Origin of the sequence: Flavisolibacter nicotianae (assembly GCF_003628535.1) — a bacterium.
Classification (GTDB): Bacteria; Bacteroidota; Bacteroidia; order Chitinophagales; family Chitinophagaceae; genus Flavisolibacter; species Flavisolibacter nicotianae.
The window spans coordinates 41254-61311 of sequence record NZ_RBCI01000013.1 but is presented as its reverse complement, the minus strand read 5'-3'; the positions used below and the strand labels follow the sequence as shown (position 1 = coordinate 61311).

15 protein-coding genes are annotated in these 20058 nt (G+C 48.1%); 2 read left to right on the top strand and 13 right to left on the bottom strand.

Annotated features, from left to right (window positions below):
• Positions 1 to 84 precede the first annotated feature (84 nt).
• From D6024_RS22365 to D6024_RS22315, 8 genes are all read right to left on the bottom strand, one after another.
• Positions 85 to 741 carry a beta-class carbonic anhydrase gene (locus tag D6024_RS22365; RefSeq protein ID WP_121357101.1) on the bottom strand — a complete coding sequence of 219 codons (657 nt, stop codon included), beginning with the start codon at positions 739 to 741 and terminating at the stop codon, positions 85 to 87.
• A gap of 657 nt (positions 742 to 1398) precedes the next feature.
• Positions 1399 to 3912: an FG-GAP-like repeat-containing protein gene (locus D6024_RS22355; protein WP_162944944.1), complete on the bottom strand. Its 2514-nt coding sequence runs from the start codon at positions 3910 to 3912 to the stop codon at positions 1399 to 1401.
• A gap of 1016 nt (positions 3913 to 4928) precedes the next feature.
• Positions 4929 to 5024, bottom strand: a complete 96-nt coding sequence (locus D6024_RS27645) for a hypothetical protein (protein ID WP_394338474.1) — start codon at positions 5022 to 5024, stop codon at positions 4929 to 4931.
• A gap of 663 nt (positions 5025 to 5687) precedes the next feature.
• Complete coding sequence (locus D6024_RS22335) at positions 5688 to 7886, bottom strand: multicopper oxidase family protein (protein WP_240410124.1); 2199 nt, start codon at positions 7884 to 7886, stop codon at positions 5688 to 5690.
• Between the two features lie 48 nt (positions 7887 to 7934).
• Positions 7935 to 8432 carry a DUF3347 domain-containing protein gene (locus D6024_RS22330; protein ID WP_121357045.1) on the bottom strand — a complete coding sequence of 166 codons (498 nt, stop codon included), beginning with the start codon at positions 8430 to 8432 and terminating at the stop codon, positions 7935 to 7937.
• Positions 8433 to 8582: 150 nt separating this feature from the next.
• Entirely contained in the window at positions 8583 to 8795 is a 213-nt protein-coding gene (locus D6024_RS22325; RefSeq protein ID WP_121357044.1) for a heavy-metal-associated domain-containing protein, read from the bottom strand.
• A gap of 180 nt (positions 8796 to 8975) precedes the next feature.
• Positions 8976 to 11231: a heavy metal translocating P-type ATPase gene (locus tag D6024_RS22320; protein ID WP_121357043.1), complete on the bottom strand. Its 2256-nt coding sequence runs from the start codon at positions 11229 to 11231 to the stop codon at positions 8976 to 8978.
• Positions 11232 to 11402: 171 nt separating this feature from the next.
• A complete protein-coding gene (locus D6024_RS22315; protein ID WP_317125284.1) occupies positions 11403 to 11960 on the bottom strand; it encodes a helix-turn-helix domain-containing protein in 558 nt (185 codons plus the stop codon).
• A 1318-nt stretch (positions 11961 to 13278) separates the two neighbouring features.
• Between D6024_RS22315 and D6024_RS22305 the strand changes: the two genes are divergently transcribed.
• Complete coding sequence (locus D6024_RS22305; RefSeq protein WP_121357040.1) at positions 13279 to 14043, top strand: class I SAM-dependent methyltransferase; 765 nt, start codon at positions 13279 to 13281, stop codon at positions 14041 to 14043.
• A gap of 833 nt (positions 14044 to 14876) precedes the next feature.
• The gene (locus tag D6024_RS27350) at positions 14877 to 15134 is read left to right on the top strand and encodes a hypothetical protein (RefSeq protein ID WP_240410123.1); all 258 of its coding nucleotides are present in this window, start codon (positions 14877 to 14879) and stop codon (positions 15132 to 15134) included.
• 172 nt (positions 15135 to 15306) lie between these two features.
• Here D6024_RS27350 and D6024_RS22295 read toward each other — a convergent pair whose 3' ends face one another.
• From D6024_RS22295 to D6024_RS22275, 5 genes are all read right to left on the bottom strand, one after another.
• Complete coding sequence (locus D6024_RS22295; protein ID WP_121357039.1) at positions 15307 to 16113, bottom strand: glycosyltransferase family 2 protein; 807 nt, start codon at positions 16111 to 16113, stop codon at positions 15307 to 15309.
• 312 nt (positions 16114 to 16425) lie between these two features.
• Entirely contained in the window at positions 16426 to 16989 is a 564-nt protein-coding gene (locus D6024_RS22290) for a WcaF family extracellular polysaccharide biosynthesis acetyltransferase (RefSeq protein WP_121357038.1), read from the bottom strand.
• A 40-nt stretch (positions 16990 to 17029) separates the two neighbouring features.
• Positions 17030 to 17638 carry an exosortase/archaeosortase family protein gene (locus tag D6024_RS22285; protein WP_121357037.1) on the bottom strand — a complete coding sequence of 203 codons (609 nt, stop codon included), beginning with the start codon at positions 17636 to 17638 and terminating at the stop codon, positions 17030 to 17032.
• Complete coding sequence (locus D6024_RS22280; RefSeq protein WP_121357036.1) at positions 17635 to 18780, bottom strand: glycosyltransferase; 1146 nt, start codon at positions 18778 to 18780, stop codon at positions 17635 to 17637. Before D6024_RS22280 ends, D6024_RS22285 begins: the two co-directional genes overlap by 4 nt.
• Positions 18777 to 19874 (bottom strand): hypothetical protein, encoded by a 1098-nt coding sequence (locus tag D6024_RS22275; protein WP_162944943.1) that lies wholly within the window; start codon positions 19872 to 19874, stop codon positions 18777 to 18779. Before D6024_RS22275 ends, D6024_RS22280 begins: the two co-directional genes overlap by 4 nt.
• Positions 19875 to 20058 lie beyond the last annotated feature (184 nt).

The window sequence follows — 20058 nt, the reverse complement described above, 5'->3', positions numbered from 1 at the left end:
TCAACCGCCGGCGGCGGGCATCCGGGCCGGCGAATCCTCCGTCGCCCCCCGTTTGGAACCGTGGATGATTGCCCGGAGCAAAGGCTAGGATGCTACACTGCTTTCCGCAACAGTTACTGCCTGCCCGATGCGGGCTTTTCCGGCTTCGGTTGCCCTGGCCACTTCCTGCAACCTTCCGGTTTTGACATCATAGATATAGCCGTATACAGGGATTTCCGGCGATACCAGGGGATGGTTGCGGATGCGCAGGACATCCTCCACTACACTTTCTTCGAGACTGGCAAAAGGCAGAAAGGCGATGAACCTTGCCTCCTGCGAGCCGCCGGTTTCTTCGGTATTGCGCCACCCGTTTTCATCAATTTGGGCTGTTTTCAAACTCCGGGACAGGAGGTTGCGCATGATGTCGTCGGTAAACAGCTGCATCCCGCAGTCGGTGTGATGGATCACAAACCATTCCCTTGTTCCCAGAAGTTTATGAGAAATGACCAGGGAGCGGATCGCATCGTCGCTGGCCCTTCCGCCGGCGTTGCGAACCACGTGGGCATCGCCCTCGGAGAGGCCGGCAAATTTCGCGGGGTCGAGCCGTGCATCCATGCAGGTTAAAATGGCAAAGCGGCGGGCTGGCGGTAAAGCCAGGGTCCCCTTCACGCCAAAGGAAGCGGCATAAGAGGCGTTGGCGGCAAGGACTTCCTTTACAGCAGCGCTGTTTTCTTTTTGCAGGGGTTCATTTGTTGCAGACATAAGCGGTGATTTTTCGTGATAAAATGAGCATAACCGGATGGTGTTCATCCATTGGTGCAGAACATCGGGCGGTCTGTGCTGTGCTTTTATACTGTTCCGGATCGGGTCGGGCACCGGAAAAAAGGAGATCAAAAGGTCGCTCTTTCGAAAGGGAAGGTTGTTACCAACACAAAGTTACCGAGTCCTGCGCGAACAAAATGATCCTTCCGCGGATCCCGCCACAAAGGCCTGGTAAGGGCCAGCTGCGAAGCCTGGGTGGACGGCAGGAAGGTTTGGGTTTCTGCCTTGCTTACCAAGCATTTTGCAGGCTGTTTCCAGTTTTCCGAGCGCAGCACCAGATAGCTGGCAGTTTTGAAGATGAAGCGTCATGCAGTTTTAATCTGAATTTGTCATGCGCAACCGACAACCGGAAAATGCCATTCCAGCAAGGCGTTGTTCTAATGGCAAATCCTGATAACCGAAATGAAACAGGCATTCTATGAATTGAAAAGTGTTTTCTTCTAAAGGCAGAGAAAGAGATCATCTCTTAAATGCCCTGCAGAGGGGAAGAAAAGAAATGAACACAGGTGTTTAACCAAAGATTTGTATAGCGGCACAGGCAAAAAAGAAGACCTCCCCTTGCTGAGAGGTCTTTGGGATGTTGCAACGGGGAACCTGTTACTGCACGAGCACTTTGGCCACCTTGACGCCTTTTTCACTACTTACTCTAATGATGTAAAGCCCTTTTGCTTTTCTTGTTAGGTCTATCTCTACTCCGTTTGTTTCGGTAGCATTTACGATCCTGTTTTGCAATAAGGCGCCATGGCTATCTAGTACCTGCACACGTGCTTCCGGAGAAGCAAAACGGTTCAACTGTAGGCGGAACTTGCCGTGGCTCGGGTTGGGAAAGACAACCAGTTCGACAGCTTTACTATTTGGAGAAGTCTGGAAGGCTGTACTGAACGTCAAAGCTTCTTTGTCACAATTGCCATACACATCCGCTCTTATTTCTCTTTCAACGATGGCCGATTCGTTGCCCATGGCATCTTTCAAACGCAGTTGATACCGGCCAGGCGCAAGGCTCTGAAATGTGAAGCCTGCATCCGGGCCTGAGACATAGGACAAGCCGGCATTGATGGAGTACAGAAAGGGAGGTGTGCCACAGGTGGGAATGATACTGATATTGCCATCGTTCATGCCACAAGAGGCATCCAGCACGATGGTTTGGTCGTTGCGGAACGTGGGTTGCCCAAACACCTTTTTTATTTCCCGCGATACCAACACCGATTCAGTCCCACTTGCATCTTTCAACCGAAGCTGATAGATGCCGGCAGAGAGGCCCGTAAACGTGTAGCCGATTGCGGGACCTTCTACATAATCTGCTCCTCCATTGATAGAGTATAGAAACGGCGCTGTACCCGTGAGGGGAATGATGCTGATATTGCCATCGTTCATGCCACAAGAGGCATCCAGCACGATGGTTTGGTCGTTGCGGAACGTGGGTTGCCCAAATTTCAGGAAGGTAAACCCTGGGGCAACAGCAGATCCTTTTGACGTGGTGACGACAACATCACCCGTAGCGCCGTCTCCTACAATTGCCTGGATTGAGATGGCGGAAGCTGTAAAGTTTTTCACCGGGACACCTCCCAGAAAGACTGCCGTTGTGCCTGTCAATCCACTTCCGTTTATCGTTACCAGCGTGTTCGATTCCGCTGCTGCGGGATTGAAGGACTGAATCAATGGAACCTCTCTCATGTTGTTGGCAAGAACAGATAAGGTATTGGAATTGCTGCTAATGAACGATATATCCGGTTGTCCATCGCCGGTAAGGTCTGCGATAGATGCAGCCCTTGGCGAGGTGCCTGTTTTGAAATCTCTTTTGGCGTCGAACGCTATGATCCCCTTACTGCCAATGTTCCGAAATAAAGAAAGCGTGTTGGCTCCAAAGTTTGCGACAATTATATCTATTTTGCCGTCGCCGTCTAAATCACCCAAGGTTGAAAATACGGGGGTATTCCCTGCATATAAATCGTAGTATTCAGAAAAATCAATTTTGCCAGCCGTGCTGTTGTTTTTAAGGATTCTTATATTATTTGACCCGACATTGGACACTACTATATCGTCTTTACCATCGCCATCAAGATCGCCTGTGCTGGCGTGAAATGGTGTACCACCAGCCGAAAAATCAATTTTAGAAGCGAAAGAAACCATTCCCTGTGAACCCGTATTTCTTAAAACTGAGAGCAAACCGCTGTTGTAGTTGGGTACAGCCAGATCCGGTTTCCCATCTCCGTCATAATCGCCGGCTGACAACCGTTGCGGCCAGTATCCGACCGGGAAATCTTTTTGAGAAGCAATGTTGATATTGCCTGTTGTGCTGAGGTTTCGAAAGACGGATGCGGTGTTTCCGTTTTGATTGGCTGTTCCAATATCCGCTCTGCCGTCACCGTCGAAGTCAGCGATGACAATGCCATGCGGGTTAGGACCGGTGGCAAAATCTTTTGCATTGGTCATGGCAATTATCCCCGGCGATCCCTCATTTTTGTAAATGATTATCCGGCTATTCCCGTAGCTACCAATCACAATGTCTAATTTTCCATCCCCGTCCATATCGCCTAAAGCCGCGTGGAATGGCGTTGCTCCTGCCGGATAAATGACTGGCTGTGCAAAGGCCAACGATCCCGGACTGCCTATATTTCTATACAAGGACATCGTATTATCATTAATGCTCAGTACCACCAAGTCCATTTTATTGTCTCCATCCAAATCACCGCTTGTGACAAAATAAGGATACATGCCAGCCGGAAAATTTGTGGTACCTGAAAACGAAGCATCCGTGATTCCGTTGTAAGGTGCTGCAGCTGTAACAGAAAAAGGTTGTGCAGAAAAAGCGGTCAAATTTTGTGTTGTCACGGTTACAGGCTCATATGTTGCTCCTGAAGGAACCGTCACTGTAAGCGTTGACGATGTCGCCGAAAGTACAGTTGCCCTTGCGGTGCCAAAGTAAACCGCGTTGCCGTTTGGATTTGCATTAAATCCGGCACCTGCGATCACCACCAGGGTTCCAATTGGTCCACTGCCAGGCGAAATTGATGTTATGACCGGCGCTTGTGCATGTGAAGTGCTGGTTGCGACAAATGAGAATAGTGCCAGCGAAGCGGCAAAAAGAAAAAAGTTGCGGAAGGTTTTCACGACAAGTATGTATTTAAAGGTGATGAGAATCGTTTTGGCAGACGTGCCCAATGTTTTTTTTATGACCGGGCAAATAAGGCAATTGCCAGTGAAGTAATGGATTGTTGTTTGTTGTTGAAAGAAGGCGTGCAACTAAAAGACACATCCTACGGGCTACAGGAGATCAGGCTACAGGTTTTGTCTGCAGAGAATCCTGGCATCGATCCGAGGTAGAAACTTTTTGTTTCAGCAGGCATGGTCGTTACAATTTAAAGGGGTTAGGGTTAAGTTTTGGTTTCGAGAACGGCAAAAAGGAAATTGATAGGAAGGATATGTAATGCTCCTTAAAACTATTCTTAAATTCGAAATCTTCCAAAAATTCGTGTCACCAAAATTTTGCACGCCCATAGAAATCGGCTGCTCTTTTTGTGCTTGATTGCTTTTACAAAGGAATTCGGATTCAAAATCAGAGCCGGCAAACTTTCGGGTAGCAATGATCGTTTCTATCCAGAGCTTGCGCCTATCCTTCAAACCAACTTCACCGTGCTTATTTCGTTTTCTTTTCACCTTCTATCCGTAACTGATGCTACTTCACCCTATAGTGGGGAGATCGGTTTGGAAAGGCTTACGAATCTACACAGCGATTGACTTCTTGGCGGCTTTGGTACAACCTTTCAATTCCAGTTGCGCTCCGGGGTGGACGTTTAGCGAAGGAAGAGGATGGCCATTTACCATTCGTGAAAGAACCTCGTGTACAGGTTACCGTGGCAGTCGTTTGTCGTTAATGGAATCGTCTTTCTTTATCCCCAGATTCTCGCCGCAAATCCAGTGCACAAGGTCACCTGCAAAAATCCGGAAAGACGGTAACCGGCTTTTAAAAGCTACCACCCTACACCCTATTGATGCGATGCTGTTTCCGCCCAATCCGCGGCCTGTGGCAGGCCGCAAAAAAGCCTGTCCGGCGGACTGGCGCACAGACAGGCTTTTGAAAAAACAGGCAGGAAACGAGGGTCCTCTGCGTAAAGGAATGCCTTCCGTCAGTTCACTATCACTGTTTTAATGGCTGTTGGCAGCCAGACCTGCATGGCGCCAGCGCCCCGGTTGTTCCAGGAATAGTAGGGAATGGCCGCCATTTTTTTTGACCCTGTTTAAATGGTTTTTCCATCGGCACCTACCTGTGCAACGTTGGCGTCGAAGGTGATCGTGTTGACACCTCTCAATAAGGCCGGTTGAAAACTGGTTGCATAGGCCTTTTTTTTCCGGCACCACAAAATTCCAGGCATTGTCGCCGTTGTCTTTTCCTTCCACGCAATATACCAACGGGCCATATTGCAGGGCAACGCGACCAATGTTTTGCTTGACTCCGGCCGGCTCACTACCTGGCGCACTTCCATGGGAAATTCAATGCTGATCACATCCCCTTTTTTCCAGGTCTGGTCTATTACGGCGCAGCCGCCTTTTACGGAATAGGCAATAGTCTACTCGTTGACGGCGATCGCCGGATTCAGTTCCTTACCATCGGAATAGCGGTATATGTTTCCCGGCACCGGCTGGTTCAGCCAGCCTGGAATGCACATCTGCATGGCAATAACCGAAGGGCATCTTCAGCGCCCATGCCTGTATCCTGCAGCAGTGCCGCCTCGCCGACCCGTTTCGAAGAAGTGGTTGATCGTTCGGGCAGCGATTGCAAAACATTCACGCTTTGTTGCCGTACGGTTTCCAGCAAGTTGTCGAATTGGAACCTGTCTTTTTTCAGATGCCCGTTCATGGCTTGTTCCCTGGTTCCTCGAAGGAAGCTAGTATGTCAACTTCAACCCGCCGCCCCAGCCCATATCGCTGTCGTAGTGCGTGGAAAGCGAAATGTATTTTGTCAGGATGTAGTGAAAGCCGGTGGAATATTCCCTGTCTGAATTCACCATGAAATTAAACCGCAGGCGCCTGGTCAGGGCCATGTCTTCGCGGCCGAGTTGCAGGCGCAGTTTACCATCGGTGTCAACCCGTGCATCCGCCTTTACCAGCATCGGTAGCAGGTATTGCACGCCAAAACAGATCACACCTCGTTCGTCTTTTGTATTTGTTTGGCCGAATATGTTTTTCTCTACTTCACCTTTCTCACCCGGCGCATGCTTGCGGTACCGCCAGTCGAAACCAACGTAAGGCATAAGCCATTGGTTGCGGCCAAGGTAGCGACCGATGTGGGTTTCGCTTTCATAACCATTTTGTTTGTTCATGCCCAGTCGCCACTCTGTTTGAATCGACCACCTTGTATTGGCAAGCCGCACCTCGCCATCGCTGCCGTTGCTTTCGAGACCGATTTCCGCATAGGGATACAAGCGGCGGTCGTCGTGGTACACTTTACGCAGGTCCTGTTTGTAAGCCGATTGCGTGGTTTGTTCACCGGTTGGCACATAGCTGAAAATACGGCACATCCCGGCCATCATGTGGTAGAGGATATGGCAATGAAAATACCAGTCGCCGTAGCTTTCGGAGGCATGGAACTCGATGGTGTCGGTTTCCATTGGCATCACATCCAGCACCGTTTTCCAGGGAGCGTTTTCACCCTGTCCGTTCAGCACCCGGAAGAAGTGCCCGTGCAGGTGCATGGGATGGCGCATCATGGAATTGTTGTTAATGATGATGCGGAAGTTTTCGCCTTTTTTGATCAGGATCTTATCGGTTTCGGAAACGGTTTTGTTGTTGATGGTCCACACGTAGCGGTTCATGTTGCCGGTGAGTTCAAAGCGCATCACCCGCAGCGGTCCTTCGGGCAGCGTGGTTTTTCCCGGCGCTTTGAGCATGGCATAATTCAGGGTCGTAAGACTTTGGTTGCTGTCGACAATCTCGGGATACATTACCGTGTTCATGTCCATTTGCTGGAGGCTCATGTTCATGCCCATGTCGTTCATGGTACCGTTCATGTTCATCATGTCGTTCATCATCTTCATGCCTTCAAAATATTTGAGCCTGGGCAGGGGTTGCAGGTGATGTTTTTCGCCTTCACCCATCCACAGCGACGTGCTTTTCGTACGGTCTTCGGAGGTTGCCATAAATTCATAACGGCCCTCACTGGGAAGCGTTAGTTCCAGGTCATAGGTTTCGGAAACGCCTACGATCAGGCGGTCTACTTCCACGGGTTCCACGTCCTTTCCATCCGTGGCTATCACCGTAATTTTTCCACCGGCAAAGCGCAGCCAGAAATAGGTGGACGAACTCCCGTTGATCACCCGCAGCCGCACCTTTTCTCCCCTTTTCACCTGTGGCACCTGTTCTTGTGCCTTGCCGTTGATGGTAAAGAGGTCGTAATACACATCGCTGACGTCCATGGCCAGCATGCGCTTCCACTCGTTGCCCAGTTTTGTTTTCAGCTTTCCTTCTTTGATGGCCTGCCAGTAATCCTGCGTTGCGCCTTTTTTGATGGCGTACCAGTCAGTGGCGTTGTGCAGCGAACGCTCCACCTGTTCGGGTTTCTCGTTGGTCCAGTCGCTTAGCAGCACGGTGAATTCTTTTTCCCTGGCGGCTTCTTTTTTATGAATGATCAACGCCCCGTACATGCCGGATTGCTCCTGCAGCATCGAATGCGAGTGATACCAGTAGGTGCCGTTTTGCACAACCGGGAAACGGTACACAAAGGTACTGTGCGCCTGGATGGCCATGGTTGTCAGATAGGGAACACCATCCTGCTCGTTTGGCAAGATGAGGCCATGCCAGTGGATGGAGGTTTCCATGTGCATGCGATTGTGCACATGAATTTCGGCGGTATCACCTTCGGTAAAGTCCAACTGCGGCGCAGGAATGGAGCCATTGATGGCTACAGCCTGCGCTTTTTTGCCGGTGTAGTTCACCGTGGTATCGGTCACGTACAAATGGTAAATCACCCTGCCTCCCACCTGTGTGCGGAAGGGCTCCCGCACAGCCGGACCGTTCATCGTCATTTGGTGCTGTGCCTTTCCCACCATGCTTCCGGTGAGCAGCAGCAAAAAGAAGATCTTTCTCATCGGTTTGTTTTGTTTACTTATTCGTTTTTAAGCAAAGCGTTGGTTCCTCTATTTGATCGTATCCGTTACCTGCCCGCAACTCAGCATGGTGCTGCCGTAGTAAGGATTTTTAATCACCTTTTCATTGGAAAGCCAGGACGCTTTTTTCATGGGGCAATAGGCCACGTAAACCGGGGCTGCCGGTTTTGTTGCCTTGCTCAGGGCGATCATGTTGTCGGAAAAGGATTGAAAGGTGGTACGCTGCCTGGCCAGGTCTTTGGTGCCCGCAAGGGCACCGGCATCAGCCAGGAGTTTTGCCTGGACAGCGTTGTAGGCTTTTTGCTCAGTTGCCGTGAGGCTTTTTTGATCGAGAACTTTTGCGGCGGAAACAAAATCAGCAGCAGCCTTGCCGGCGCCAGCCGCATCACCGGCAACCAGTGCATTCTTCACTGCAAAATACTTTGTCAGCAGGGAAGACAGTGCACCATCTTGTGCCTGGCTGAAGCCAAAGAAAGGAGCCAATATGAAAACTGCGATGAGTGAAAGCAGGATGTTCTTCTTTTTCATGTTCTACGTTTTTGTTCAACAAAACTACCCTGCTGCAAAGCGGCTGTTGTTATACTATTACGTGCCAGCGTTATAAGATTTTAATGGCGACGATGAAGCAGAAATGGAAAACAAAACCCATAAAAAAAGGCAACTTTCGTTGCCTTTGCTCTACCCGATCTTTTCCGCCTTGTAGCCGGCGTCCTGCACGGCCCTGACCACTTCTTCTTCCGGCACATCCTGCCTGTTAATCGCCAAAACTTTATCCGGATTTTGCACATCGACGTTCCAGGAATTTTCACCCACTGTTTTGTTCAAAAACGGCGTCACCGTTGCGATGCAACCGCTGCACTTAATGTTTGTTTTAAATTTCATTGCTTCCATCTTTGTTTGATTTTTTTATTGCTGTCCCTCAGCACTGAAATGCCATCTGCACCAACAGAACACAAAGCTCGCACGGCACCGCCGCTGCATTGTTATAGGATTCTGGGTTTGATGTATAGAATTTTCGAAAAACAAAAGCCCGGCACAATTGCCGGGCCTCGTATAACCAAACGCCAGGTTTTATAAAAGACGTGTGAATTTCAGCCGAAGACTGTTGCTGACAACACTGACTGAACTCAGGGCCATGGCCGCACCGGCAATCATCGGGTCGAGCAGGAAACCGTTGAAGGGGTACAACACACCGGCTGCCACCGGAATACCAATGACGTTGTAAATAAAAGCCCAGAACAGGTTCTGGCGAATGGCCTGCACCGTTCTGCGGGACAGCTTCAGGGCCTTGGGAATCGTGTTGAGATCGGAAGTGATCAGGGTCATTTTGGCCACGTCGATGGCGATGTCGCTTCCACGTCCCATCGCGATGCTGACATCGGCCTGGGCCAGCGCATGGCTGTCGTTGATGCCGTCGCCCACCATGGCCACGATTTTCCCGTTTGCCTGCAGTTCTTTCACAAAGGCAGCTTTACCGGCCGGCAACACGCCGGCTTTGTAGTGTTGCAATCCCACTTCCCTGGCAATGGCCGCAGCGGTTTGCCGGTTGTCGCCGGTAAGCATATACACGTCGATGCCTTGCTGCTGCAAATTTTGGATCGCCTGTTTGGAGGTGGCTTTGATCATGTCGGCTATGGCAATGATGGCCACCACCTTGTCGTCTTCCGCAAACGCAACGACCGTTTTCGCCTGCTGCTGCAAATCCTCCATGTTCGCCGCCTGTAAAGGGTTTACCCGGATCCCTTTTTCCGTTAACAAAGCCGTACTGCCAACCAGGTATTGCTTTCCCTTGTAAACGGCCGCGATGCCCTTGCCGGTGACAGTTTCGACTTTTTCGATGACGGCCGGTGCAACACCCTGTGCCTTCAGGTGCGCAACAACGGCTTCTGCCAGGGGATGCTCCGATTGCTGCTCGATACCCAGCAGGACAGCCTTCAGTGCTGCTACCGCAACGCCATCAGCAAAGACAAGATCACTGACGATTGGCTTTCCTTCCGTGATGGTACCGGTTTTATCGAGGATGACGGCATTGACCCTGTGCGCCAGTTCCAGGCTTTCGGCGTCTTTGATCAGGATGTTGTTTTCGGCGCCCTTGCCCACACCGACCATGATCGCCGTTGGCGTGGCAAGACCCAGGGCACAGGGACAGGCAATCACCAGTACGGTGACGGCCGTTAACAAGGCATGGGTAAAGGCATTGTCGGCACCGGAAAGCATCCACACGATAAACGTGAGAATGGAAATGCCAATCACCACCGGCACGAAGATGCCGGCAATTTTATCAACCAGCTTTTGCACCGGCGCCTTGCTTCCCTGCGCTTCCTGTACCAGCCTGATGATCTGCGAAAGCAGGGTTTCGGCACCCACTTTTTCTGCACGGAACTGGAAGCTTCCTTTCTGGTTGATGGTTCCGGCAAACACTTTGTTGCCGCTCGTTTTTTCCACCGGGACCGGCTCGCCGCTGATCATGCTTTCATCCACAAAAGAAGCGCCGCTGATGAGGGCACCGTCGACGGGAATTTTTTCCCCGGGTTTTACCAGCAAGGTATCGCCTGTTTTGACGGCTGCTATCGGTATTTCCCCCTGGTGCCCGCCCGGGTACACCAGGGTCACGGTTTTCGGTTGAAGGCCCATCAGTTTTTTAATGGCAGAAGAGGTGTTTGATTTTGCTTTTTCTTCCAGCAATTTGCCCAGCGAGATAAAGGCAATTACCACGGCCGCAGCTTCAAAATAGACATGGGCGTGCAGGCCACGCTGGTGCCAGAAACCCGGGAAAAACGTGTTGAACACACTGAACAGGTAGGCAATGCCGGTGCTGAGCGCTACGAGTGTATCCATGTTGGCCTTGCGGTGGCGGGCCTGGTTCCAGGCATTGATAAAATAACTGCGGCCAAAATAAAAGACAACGGGAGTAGCCAGCGCCATCATGCTGTAATTGGCAGCGGGCCAGTTCATGAAGAACATGCCGATGATGACAATGGGTAAGGAAAGAATACCCGACCAGGTAGTTCGTTGTTTGACCGCCCGATAGTGTTGCTGCTGAGCCGCTTCTTTGATCCCTGTTGCATTTTCTTTTTCGATCACCAGGTCGTAGCCGATGGAACGGATTGTTTGCTGCAGCGTTTCAGGCGTGGCAAGCGCCGGGTTGTATTCCACCCAGGCATCCTGGTTGGCAAAGTTGACACCAGCATCCTTCACGCCTTCTGTTGATTTCAGCATCGATTCGACGCTAACGGCGCAGGCGGCACAGGTCATTTCCAGAACGGGAAAGGTTTCCCTGACCATCTTCGAGCCTGTCTTTTTTTCAGCTATGCTTGTTGCGGACATACGTCTTTTGTTTCTGCAAAACTCCGGCAACACAGAAAGGCGATTGTTACACCCTACCGAGCAGGATGTATATAATTTTTAGCCTGGAATAATGAGGCAATTGTGGATGGAGAAAAGAAAAAGCAGTTGTCACCAAAGCAAAAAAATATAGGCTGAGACAGGTGTTTGCTTTTACACTTTATCGAGCGGCTTACGCCTGTTTTCCTTCAGTTGCCGGAACTGTGAGGGTGTGAGGCCGGTGATTTTTTTGAATTGCTGCGACAGGTGCTGCACGCTGCTATAGCCCATTTCAAAGGCAATCCCGCTGAGGCTTTCCTCGTCGTACATCAGTAATTCCTTTACCCGTTCGATGCGTTGCAGGATGGCGTAGCGTTCAATGGTCACGCCTTCCACCGAGGAGAAAAGCGTGGTGAGGTAGTGGTAATCCAGTTGCAGTTTGTCTTCCAGGATGGCAGAGAGCTTGAGGTTCATTTCTTCCTGATCGCGGTGGACCAGGGAAACAATCACATTCTTGATGCGTTCGACAATCCTGGCTTTTTTATCATCCAGCAACTCGAACCCGGTTGCCCCGAGGTTTGCACGCAGGCTCTCCACCTGTTGCAGCGTGGGCTCGCTGCGCAATTCCACCTGGCCAAGCTGCACATTTTTGTAATCCAGGTTGAGTGCATCGAGTTGCTGGCGCACCACCATGATACACCGGTCGCAAACCATATTTTTAATGTGCAGCATCACGGGGCAAAACTAGGCAATTGGCGGGATCGATTAAAAAAGGCAATCACAGGAATGTTTCAACGTGAATCCATTTGTCGTTGGACTGAATGGTTGAACTGCCCCTGCGGCTACTCAGGAGAGGGACATTGATTGGGAGGCTGATTTGTTTTGACCATAGCTCTGTGATTGAAGCCATCCCCGGGTTGTTTTTGGGCCAGGCATTCTCTCCTTGCATTCCTCCCCGAGGTGTGGTCGATTCGTTTGAACCCACCCCTGAGTCGCTTTCATTCTGTCATTCATCCGTTGCTCCCCTCCGGGGAGGGGATGGTCGTTTTCGAGCAGGGAGGAGATGGTCATTGACTGTACCGGAAGGATCATCTTTTAGCGATCCATGTGACGGCCGCTTCAGTTTTGTTCCCGGGGTCTCGCCGCAGACGCCAGGCCAACGTCACAAGTGAAGACCCCGAGTGGACGGCGATGGACAATCAGCAATTGGCAATCAGCAATCAGCAAAGGCCAATCGGGAATACCGCTGATGAATTGGCGGGAGTTGCCAGGTGAAGGCGATGTACGAAATCGCCGGACGGAGGTTCCAGGCAGGAGCAGCTTTTTCCTTGCCCCGTTACCGGAAACCGGGAAGGTGTTATCCAGATTCTGTGGAAAAAGATCATCCTGTGTAAGCCCCAGCTATTGCCTTCTTTGCCCTGCGTGCTTATATTTGTTTCTCCTTCCTTTGAAATCCCCGCTATCTTTTGAGAAAACAACGCTAAACTTACTTAGACCGAAACTCAACGTATGCGAACAGACCGTTACAATTCAAAGGATTACTCAGCGACTAAGTTTGTGATCACCCTGGTGTTGATCGCGGTGTTTTTGTGCCTGAAATTTATGGGCTACCTGCAGTTCCTGTAAGGCTAAAGAATTCCAAGGACCGGTGCAGCAAGCAAGCCTTAAAACCACTACCAGGTAAAACCGTTTTCCCATACCTTCTACAGGGTCGAATTATCGTTCTGTCAATTGCCCTTTTTTCCTATTCTTCTGGAACAGAAACCCTCTCCTGACCAGGCCTGAAACCGTTTCACCCGCGGTAACCTGTGTGCCGGCGCCTCCGGCGGCGGCTTCTTCGTTCCCAGTCAAAGGGCTAAAATTCAACTACCTGGGCTTGCCACAGGCAGCCTAAACGTACTGAAAATCCCGTGGTCTCGCCGCAAAGGTTTGACTAAGCCTTTCTGCAAAGACCCGGAATGGACGACTAATTTATTCTTTGTAAATAAATATGAAAACCTCTGCTTTTATGTTTGATTGTGGTGATTATATTTATTGAAATTTTTCCTGAATGCTTAAGAGAATTAAGCCGTATGTACCAAAAAAACTGAGGTCTTTCGGTAAAAAAGCCCTTCAAAGCAAACTGGCCATTTCTCTATTTAAGAATGCAAACAGTGAGAACCTGAGAACCCTTGCTGTCCTGTACGGAACGGACAAATGGGGTGTTCATTGGTACATGGAACATTATGAAACTCACTTCAGACCGTTTAGAAACAAAAGGATCAAACTTTTAGAAATCGGGGTCGGCGGCTATGATAATCCAGAAAATGGTGGGCATTCACTCCGTGTATGGAAACAATATTTTCGCTCAGCTCAAATATTCAGCTTTGACATACATGACAAGTCACGACTGCAGGAGGACCGAATCAGGATATTTCAGGGCAGTCAGGTTGATTCCAACTTTTTACAATCGCTCTTGATAGAAACCGGCGAACTGGATATTATCATTGACGACGGGAGCCATATAGTCAATCACATCATCGAGACGTTCAAACTACTTTTTCCACACTTGAAGAACGGGGGCTTGTACGTCATCGAGGATCTGCATACATCTTACCATGATGAATTTGGGGGAGACAGAAAAGATTTAGACAATCCAAAAACATCAATGAACTTTTTAAAAAGCTTGACCGATTGTCTTAACTACCAAGAGTATTTAGGCGTAGGAGAAGAACCTTCTTACTTTGACAAACATATTTCATCTATCCACTTTTATCACAACCTTGTGTTCATTTATAAAGGGTTGAACGATGAAATGCCGTCCAACAGGCATTAGATGCATTTAAAATTATAATAACTCTTAATATTAAGAAAGAATTGCTACTATATGCAAGACGGAGTAATCCTTATTTATCAGCCAAGTTCTCTGAGCGAAATTCAGTTCCCATGCTTGCGCCAAATTTCAAATTGGCCTATTAGCTTACAACTTTAGGTAAGTCATTGATCCATTGCTCCCCTCCAGGGAGGGGATCGCCGTTTGGTCAATGGGCAATGGACAAAAAACAATAGGCAAAAAGCAATTGGCAAAGGGTATGGAATGGGTGGTGGGTGCGGGATATTTGCGGCGATCAACGGGTTTTGCCGGCGGGAAAAAGAAACGGCCCGCCGGGCTCAGCGGAGCCGTGGGCCGCTTTACCTGTTACGGCGTGCTTGAGAAAACATAATCGACCTGCAGCCGGCCTTTGCTGCGTTTACAGCTCCGGGTGCGGATACGCGTTGTCTATTCTGTTTACACGGTTGAACCTTTGCGGCTCCAGTTGGCGGGACGCCAACTGGGGTGCGGAACCGTAACTGATTTGGGCGCGGGTATAAACCAACACAATCCTCAATGGCTGTACAAGTTTTGCAAGGAATAATTTATCAGCTTTAATGAATAGTTTATCCTGCAATGGGCAATTGGCTATTGGAAAACGGGAAAGGGTGTAGCAGAGCTGCGCTGAAATTTTTAAATTTGTGCTTAAACCACTCCCATGAGCGAAAGAGCAGTTCACCACGGACGAAACATCGAGGGCCTCCGCGAAATCCAAGGCATCAAACAAGAGGCGCTGGCTTTGAAGTAGGCGAAGACTGGAACCAAAAAAGGTCTCGCTGCTGGAAAGCAAAGAAGTGGTGGATGAACAACTGCTCGATGACGTGGCAAAGGCCCTGAAAGTGACGCTGGAAGCCATCAAGAACTTTAATGATGAATCTGTGATCAATTATGTGCAAAATAATTATGACCATGCAATTGGCGTCAATTATAACTTCAATCCAATTGATAAATGGATTGAAGCCTTAGAAGAAAACAAAGAACTTTATGAGCGTTTACCGCAAGCTGAGAAAGAAAAAGTAGCCCTACTGGAAAAGCTAATGAAGCAAAAACGCTGATGTTGTTGCCAACAAAAAACCCCGCCGGTAGCGGGGTTTTTTGTTCCAGGCAGCATTGCCTTTAAACTTTTGGGCGCTCGGCAGTCAGCTATCGGCAGTCGGCTATCGGAGAAATGCGGTCTAAAAAGGCATTGCGCCCAGGACCAACACCGGTCATCAATCTAATACAGTGTTATTCGTACGCCGGATAAAAGCTTTCTAACTTTGCCTTTGCTTCTTTTTCGGCATTGAGGAAACCAACGAACTGCGGCAGCTTGCGAATTGGTTTGATCAGTGAGGCCAACAAAGGAAAGGGGACGCCGTTGCGCTTGAGGGCCAGGTAGTCGCGGCGGTTGGCGCGGAGCCTTCTTTTCCAGCCCGCATTGCTCATGCCACCCTTGCGCATTTTGACAATCAGTTCGGGAAGGTAAAAGGAGCTCACGCGGTGGCGGTAAAGGTAGCGGGTCATCCATTCAAAATCAGCCGCTGAAAAGTAATGGGTTTCGTAGCCACCCAACTGTTCTACGACCGAACGGCGGACATAAAAGGTGGGATGCGCGGGCATCCAGCCCCACTCGAATGCGCGGCGGTTGTAGGTTGATCCTTTCCAATAGCGGTAGACTTTGGATGTTTTTTCTTCGTCGACATAAACCAGGTCGCCGTAAAGGGAGTCGATCCCGTTTTCCTGGAAGCACTGCACGATTTTGGAGATGACGGTTTTTGACGCCAGGAAGTCGTCGCTGTTGAGGATACCGATGATATCACCTGTGGCCAGCTTTAATCCTTTGTTGATGGCATCGTACATGCCGCCGTCTTTTTCGGAGAGCCATTTGTCGACAACGGAAGCGTGGTCGCGGATGATGGAAAGCGTGTTATCGGTTGAGGAGCCATCGATGACGATGTATTCGATGTTGGCGTAGTCCTGCATCCGAACGGATTCGATGCAATCGGCCAGGTATTTTTCGGAGTTACGGGTTACGGTTATCAGGGTCACCTTCATAACGAAGCAGTTAGAGGTTTGTCAAACGGTTGTGTGGTCAAAGTAAAGCAATCATGCGAATAAAAGAAAATACTTAGTCAAAAAAAGTAAATTTCCTTATCAATTTACTCAATCTGTTTCAGTCTTAAAAGCATTTAGGCAAAAAAAATCAACCGGTTTCAAATTTTACGGTTTTTACTGGCTTCTATATTTATTCCACTTGGCCTGATCAGTGTTATGCCAACCGGTCTTCTCCCCAAACCCAACTCTTCTTGCTATCATGCATGCAATCGTGGCAATGCCACTTGATTGCGTTTTTTGCCCTTAAATAGTTTATAATCCGTTTACAGCTGGGGTTTCTTTAATCCTATCCTTCTGTTTCGTAGCTGGATTCCCAACGTTGATTGAATATGGTTCCAAGTCTGCTGTTGCCACAGATCCCACTGCCAGTACCGCATGTGAAAAACAGGTTACTCCCGGACAAACGGTCGCCCTGGCGCCTATCCAAACGCCGTCTTCAATTTTTATTTTCCCCACTACCAAATCGAATGAAGGTTTTCGATAATTGTGATTACCTGTTAGCAAGTACGCCTCCTGCGACAAACAAACGTTGTCTCCAATCACTACTTCCGTTAAATTGTCGATCCATGCTCTCTCCCCGATCCAAGAATTGTTGCCAATCGTTAAAAACCACGGATATTTAATTGTTACATAGGGTTTTATCATTACCCCTTTGCCCACTTTTGCTCCAAACAAGCGAAGCAGGAGTGTTTTCACCTTCGTAAACGGAAAGGCAGTTCGGAAAAAGACTGTACTAACTATATACCACAAAATCCTTGTCACCCAGGGGCCTGGATTATACCAGCTATTGTCATACTTGGACAAATCAGTGCGCATGTATTATCAACTATTTTCTCCTGCGTTAACTCTTAAATTCCTAAATGAGTTGCTTTTCCCGTGTTTGCCATATCTGGTTACCATCGCCCTCAGAATCCTTTGTCTTTTTCATTTTCCCATTTCGATCAAAGAAATAAATCATTGTGAAGATCAGGATGTAGGAAATGATATTAAACCATGTATGATGATCCCAGCCAAATGGTATCGGCCAACCTTTGTTGATTGCCACTAATAAAAGACTGATCCTTGCAATATTGATCGCGACCAGCGCAATGCAGCCACCTACCATCCAAGCCATTTTCTTTTTCCAAGTTCCCTTGTTTGCAAAAACAAACGCAACCCAAAAACTTAAAACGCCATACCCAATGCAATCGTAAGCCATCCGAACTCCTCTGCCTCCTACAACACTTAACCAAAACGAATCACGAAAATATGTTTGATAGCCAAAGACTGAAACTACATCTCTAACTAGTAAAAGCTGAAAATGACGAAAGGGATCAATGAAATTCAGGTTGCGGGCAACAAACTCATTATAAACGTTATCAGGCGTAGAAAGCCCGATAATCACTTCTGTTCCATAGAATAGAATACCAAACAAACCCAAAAACTTCACCAAGAAAAAAATATAGGCCCGTGACACTTTCATCATTCGCCCATTGAAAATAAGTTCCTATACTTTTTTGGTGCTTCCAGATTATTATAATAATCTGACGCTCTTCTTATTGCGCCCTCACAATAAGGTGCAAACTCTTCGCCGTTCATCTTTGAAATTTCATTCAATTTGAAAATAATCTGGCCTGGAGAGGAAATATCGACATTCCAGCCAGCTTTATTTTGATCCAGTTCAGTCCATGGGGTAAAAAAGCTTGTCATGACAGGGCGTGCGGCACTAAAACTTTCATACAATGCATGACCAAAATTTTCGCCTTTTGTCAAAAGGATTGATGCATCGTATTTTTCAAAGGTGTTTTGTACTTGTGCTGGATTTAGATCTCCTTTATACGTTGCTTTTTCCCGGATTTGATTCAGCTTTTTCCTGCACTTCTCCCAGTAGTGCCTGTCTTTAACCGGCCCATAAATGTCCAGTGAAATTCCATAGTTTGTTCGCGTCATAACATCCAACACTTCCAGCAAACCTTTTTTTTCTGTAATCAGTGATATGTAAACCAGGCGAAGTTTATTTATTTCCTTTTTTGTATAAGACCATTGCAGCACCGGCGTTTTCGGAATATTGGGTGCTATAATCGTCCTTGCGTTGTTTCCGAACTCTCTTTTTATATCTTTCTCTTCCTCCTCATTCGTTGCATGCCAATGAACATTTTTTACTAAACGTGAAATCTTCAGCACATTTAAAAAAATCCGCTTTTTCAAGGGCTTTACTGATAGGGCACCGGTTTGTAACATCCCCCTCGGGCAAATCAAAATTTGCCTCTTTCCGCCTAGCCAACTTTTACGAATCAGCGGTTTAAGGAAAAAATTGAATGAAAAAATGCCATTGAAGTAAAAAATCCCCGGCCCGTTCACTGCTATACAAGACGAATGCTTCCAAGCGCCTTTATTGTACCACACGTTTACGCGTTTTCCAGAACCGGGTAGTTTAACCACATTCCATTGGTTGACTTTCACTCCTTTCAAAACAACCTTCTCGTTCAGATCATAAGCGCTCGTAATAATGTGTATTCGCTCCGTGTTTTCCAAAACCGCGCAAAGATTTATGAGCGATTGAACTGGTCCACCTGCCTTGTATGCCGGCCAAAACCAATCGACGAAAATGTAAATGGTTGGCTTCATTTCACATAACCTCTTCTTTGCGTTATTTTCTTCCAAATAATCGCTTTCTGTTCATCAAATGTCACCTCATGAATTTTCCGGGAAAAATATTCCTGGTAATACCACATTAAAAGACCGAAAACAAAAAGCCCCTTCACGATGTGTCCCATAATGGTTTGAGTTTCACAATCAGGACGCACTGCATAGCTTAATATTGGAAATACCAGTAAAATAAAAAAAGGAGAAACCTTTGACCAGTGTTCAACTACTTTAAAAATGAGTGCGAATATCAGCCCTAATAAAAAAGCAAAGCAATAGGCACCTACCTGTCCGTAAGCAATATACCCATCAGCAAAAAATCCAAGGCCCATTGATGTACCGGACGTCACATAGTGCCCGGAAAACCTGTTGAATATCATTTTGTCCCCAGCTTTCAATTTATCCGGCGCCAAAAATCTCGGAAGAAATGCGGCCTCTGCATATTTGCTCATCAAATCTACCCCCTGGTAATTCTGCAAGGCATTCATCCGGTTGACCGTGCTGGCAAAAATCCAGGCCTGGTTTACCCGTGTGATTGTGCCCGTTGCTTTAGAGGAATTAAACATCCCTCCCTCCGAATTTACATTTTTCTCAACTGCTTCCTGCATGGTTTCCAATCCGGCTTCGCTATTGCCGCCTCCGACCTGTGAACGGTATTCGGCCTTCGCGATTTGGAGTATGTAGACAGCAATCAAAGCACCCAACCCGAGTACCAGCTTGAAATTCCGGCCCGGCTTCTTTAAATAGATCCAAAACAATCCAAAGAAAATCAACCACATGATCACGTCGTGAAACATGCCTTGCTTCAAGGCCATCATGAATTCAAAAACCAGCACCCCTGCAATATGCCATTTGTACCGGGAAGCATTCAACACATACAACCCATAGGCTGCCACAAAACGAATACCACTGAGCAGGTAAAAAAAGAAGGCCAGATCTGCCGGGATTAGTTTATTTAAAATGACCATTATAACACCGGCATACAACCAGGTCACCAGAATTTTCTGGTTCAATAGTGATTGCAATTGCACCGTCTTAAAATCAACCTGAAATATTCTTGTTTTAATGGAATTCATTCCGACCTGCAGTAAAAGCATACAGGGCAGGGCCAACAGAAAATACTCTTCCTCGGGTATTTTCATCCGGTAAATACTCCTGTTGTCCAGTACATAGGACAGGGCCGGCGAGAACAGATAATTAAGTCCGTACAAACATAAAATGAATTCTTTGAACGCAATTTTCTGGTTTGATTTTTCAAAA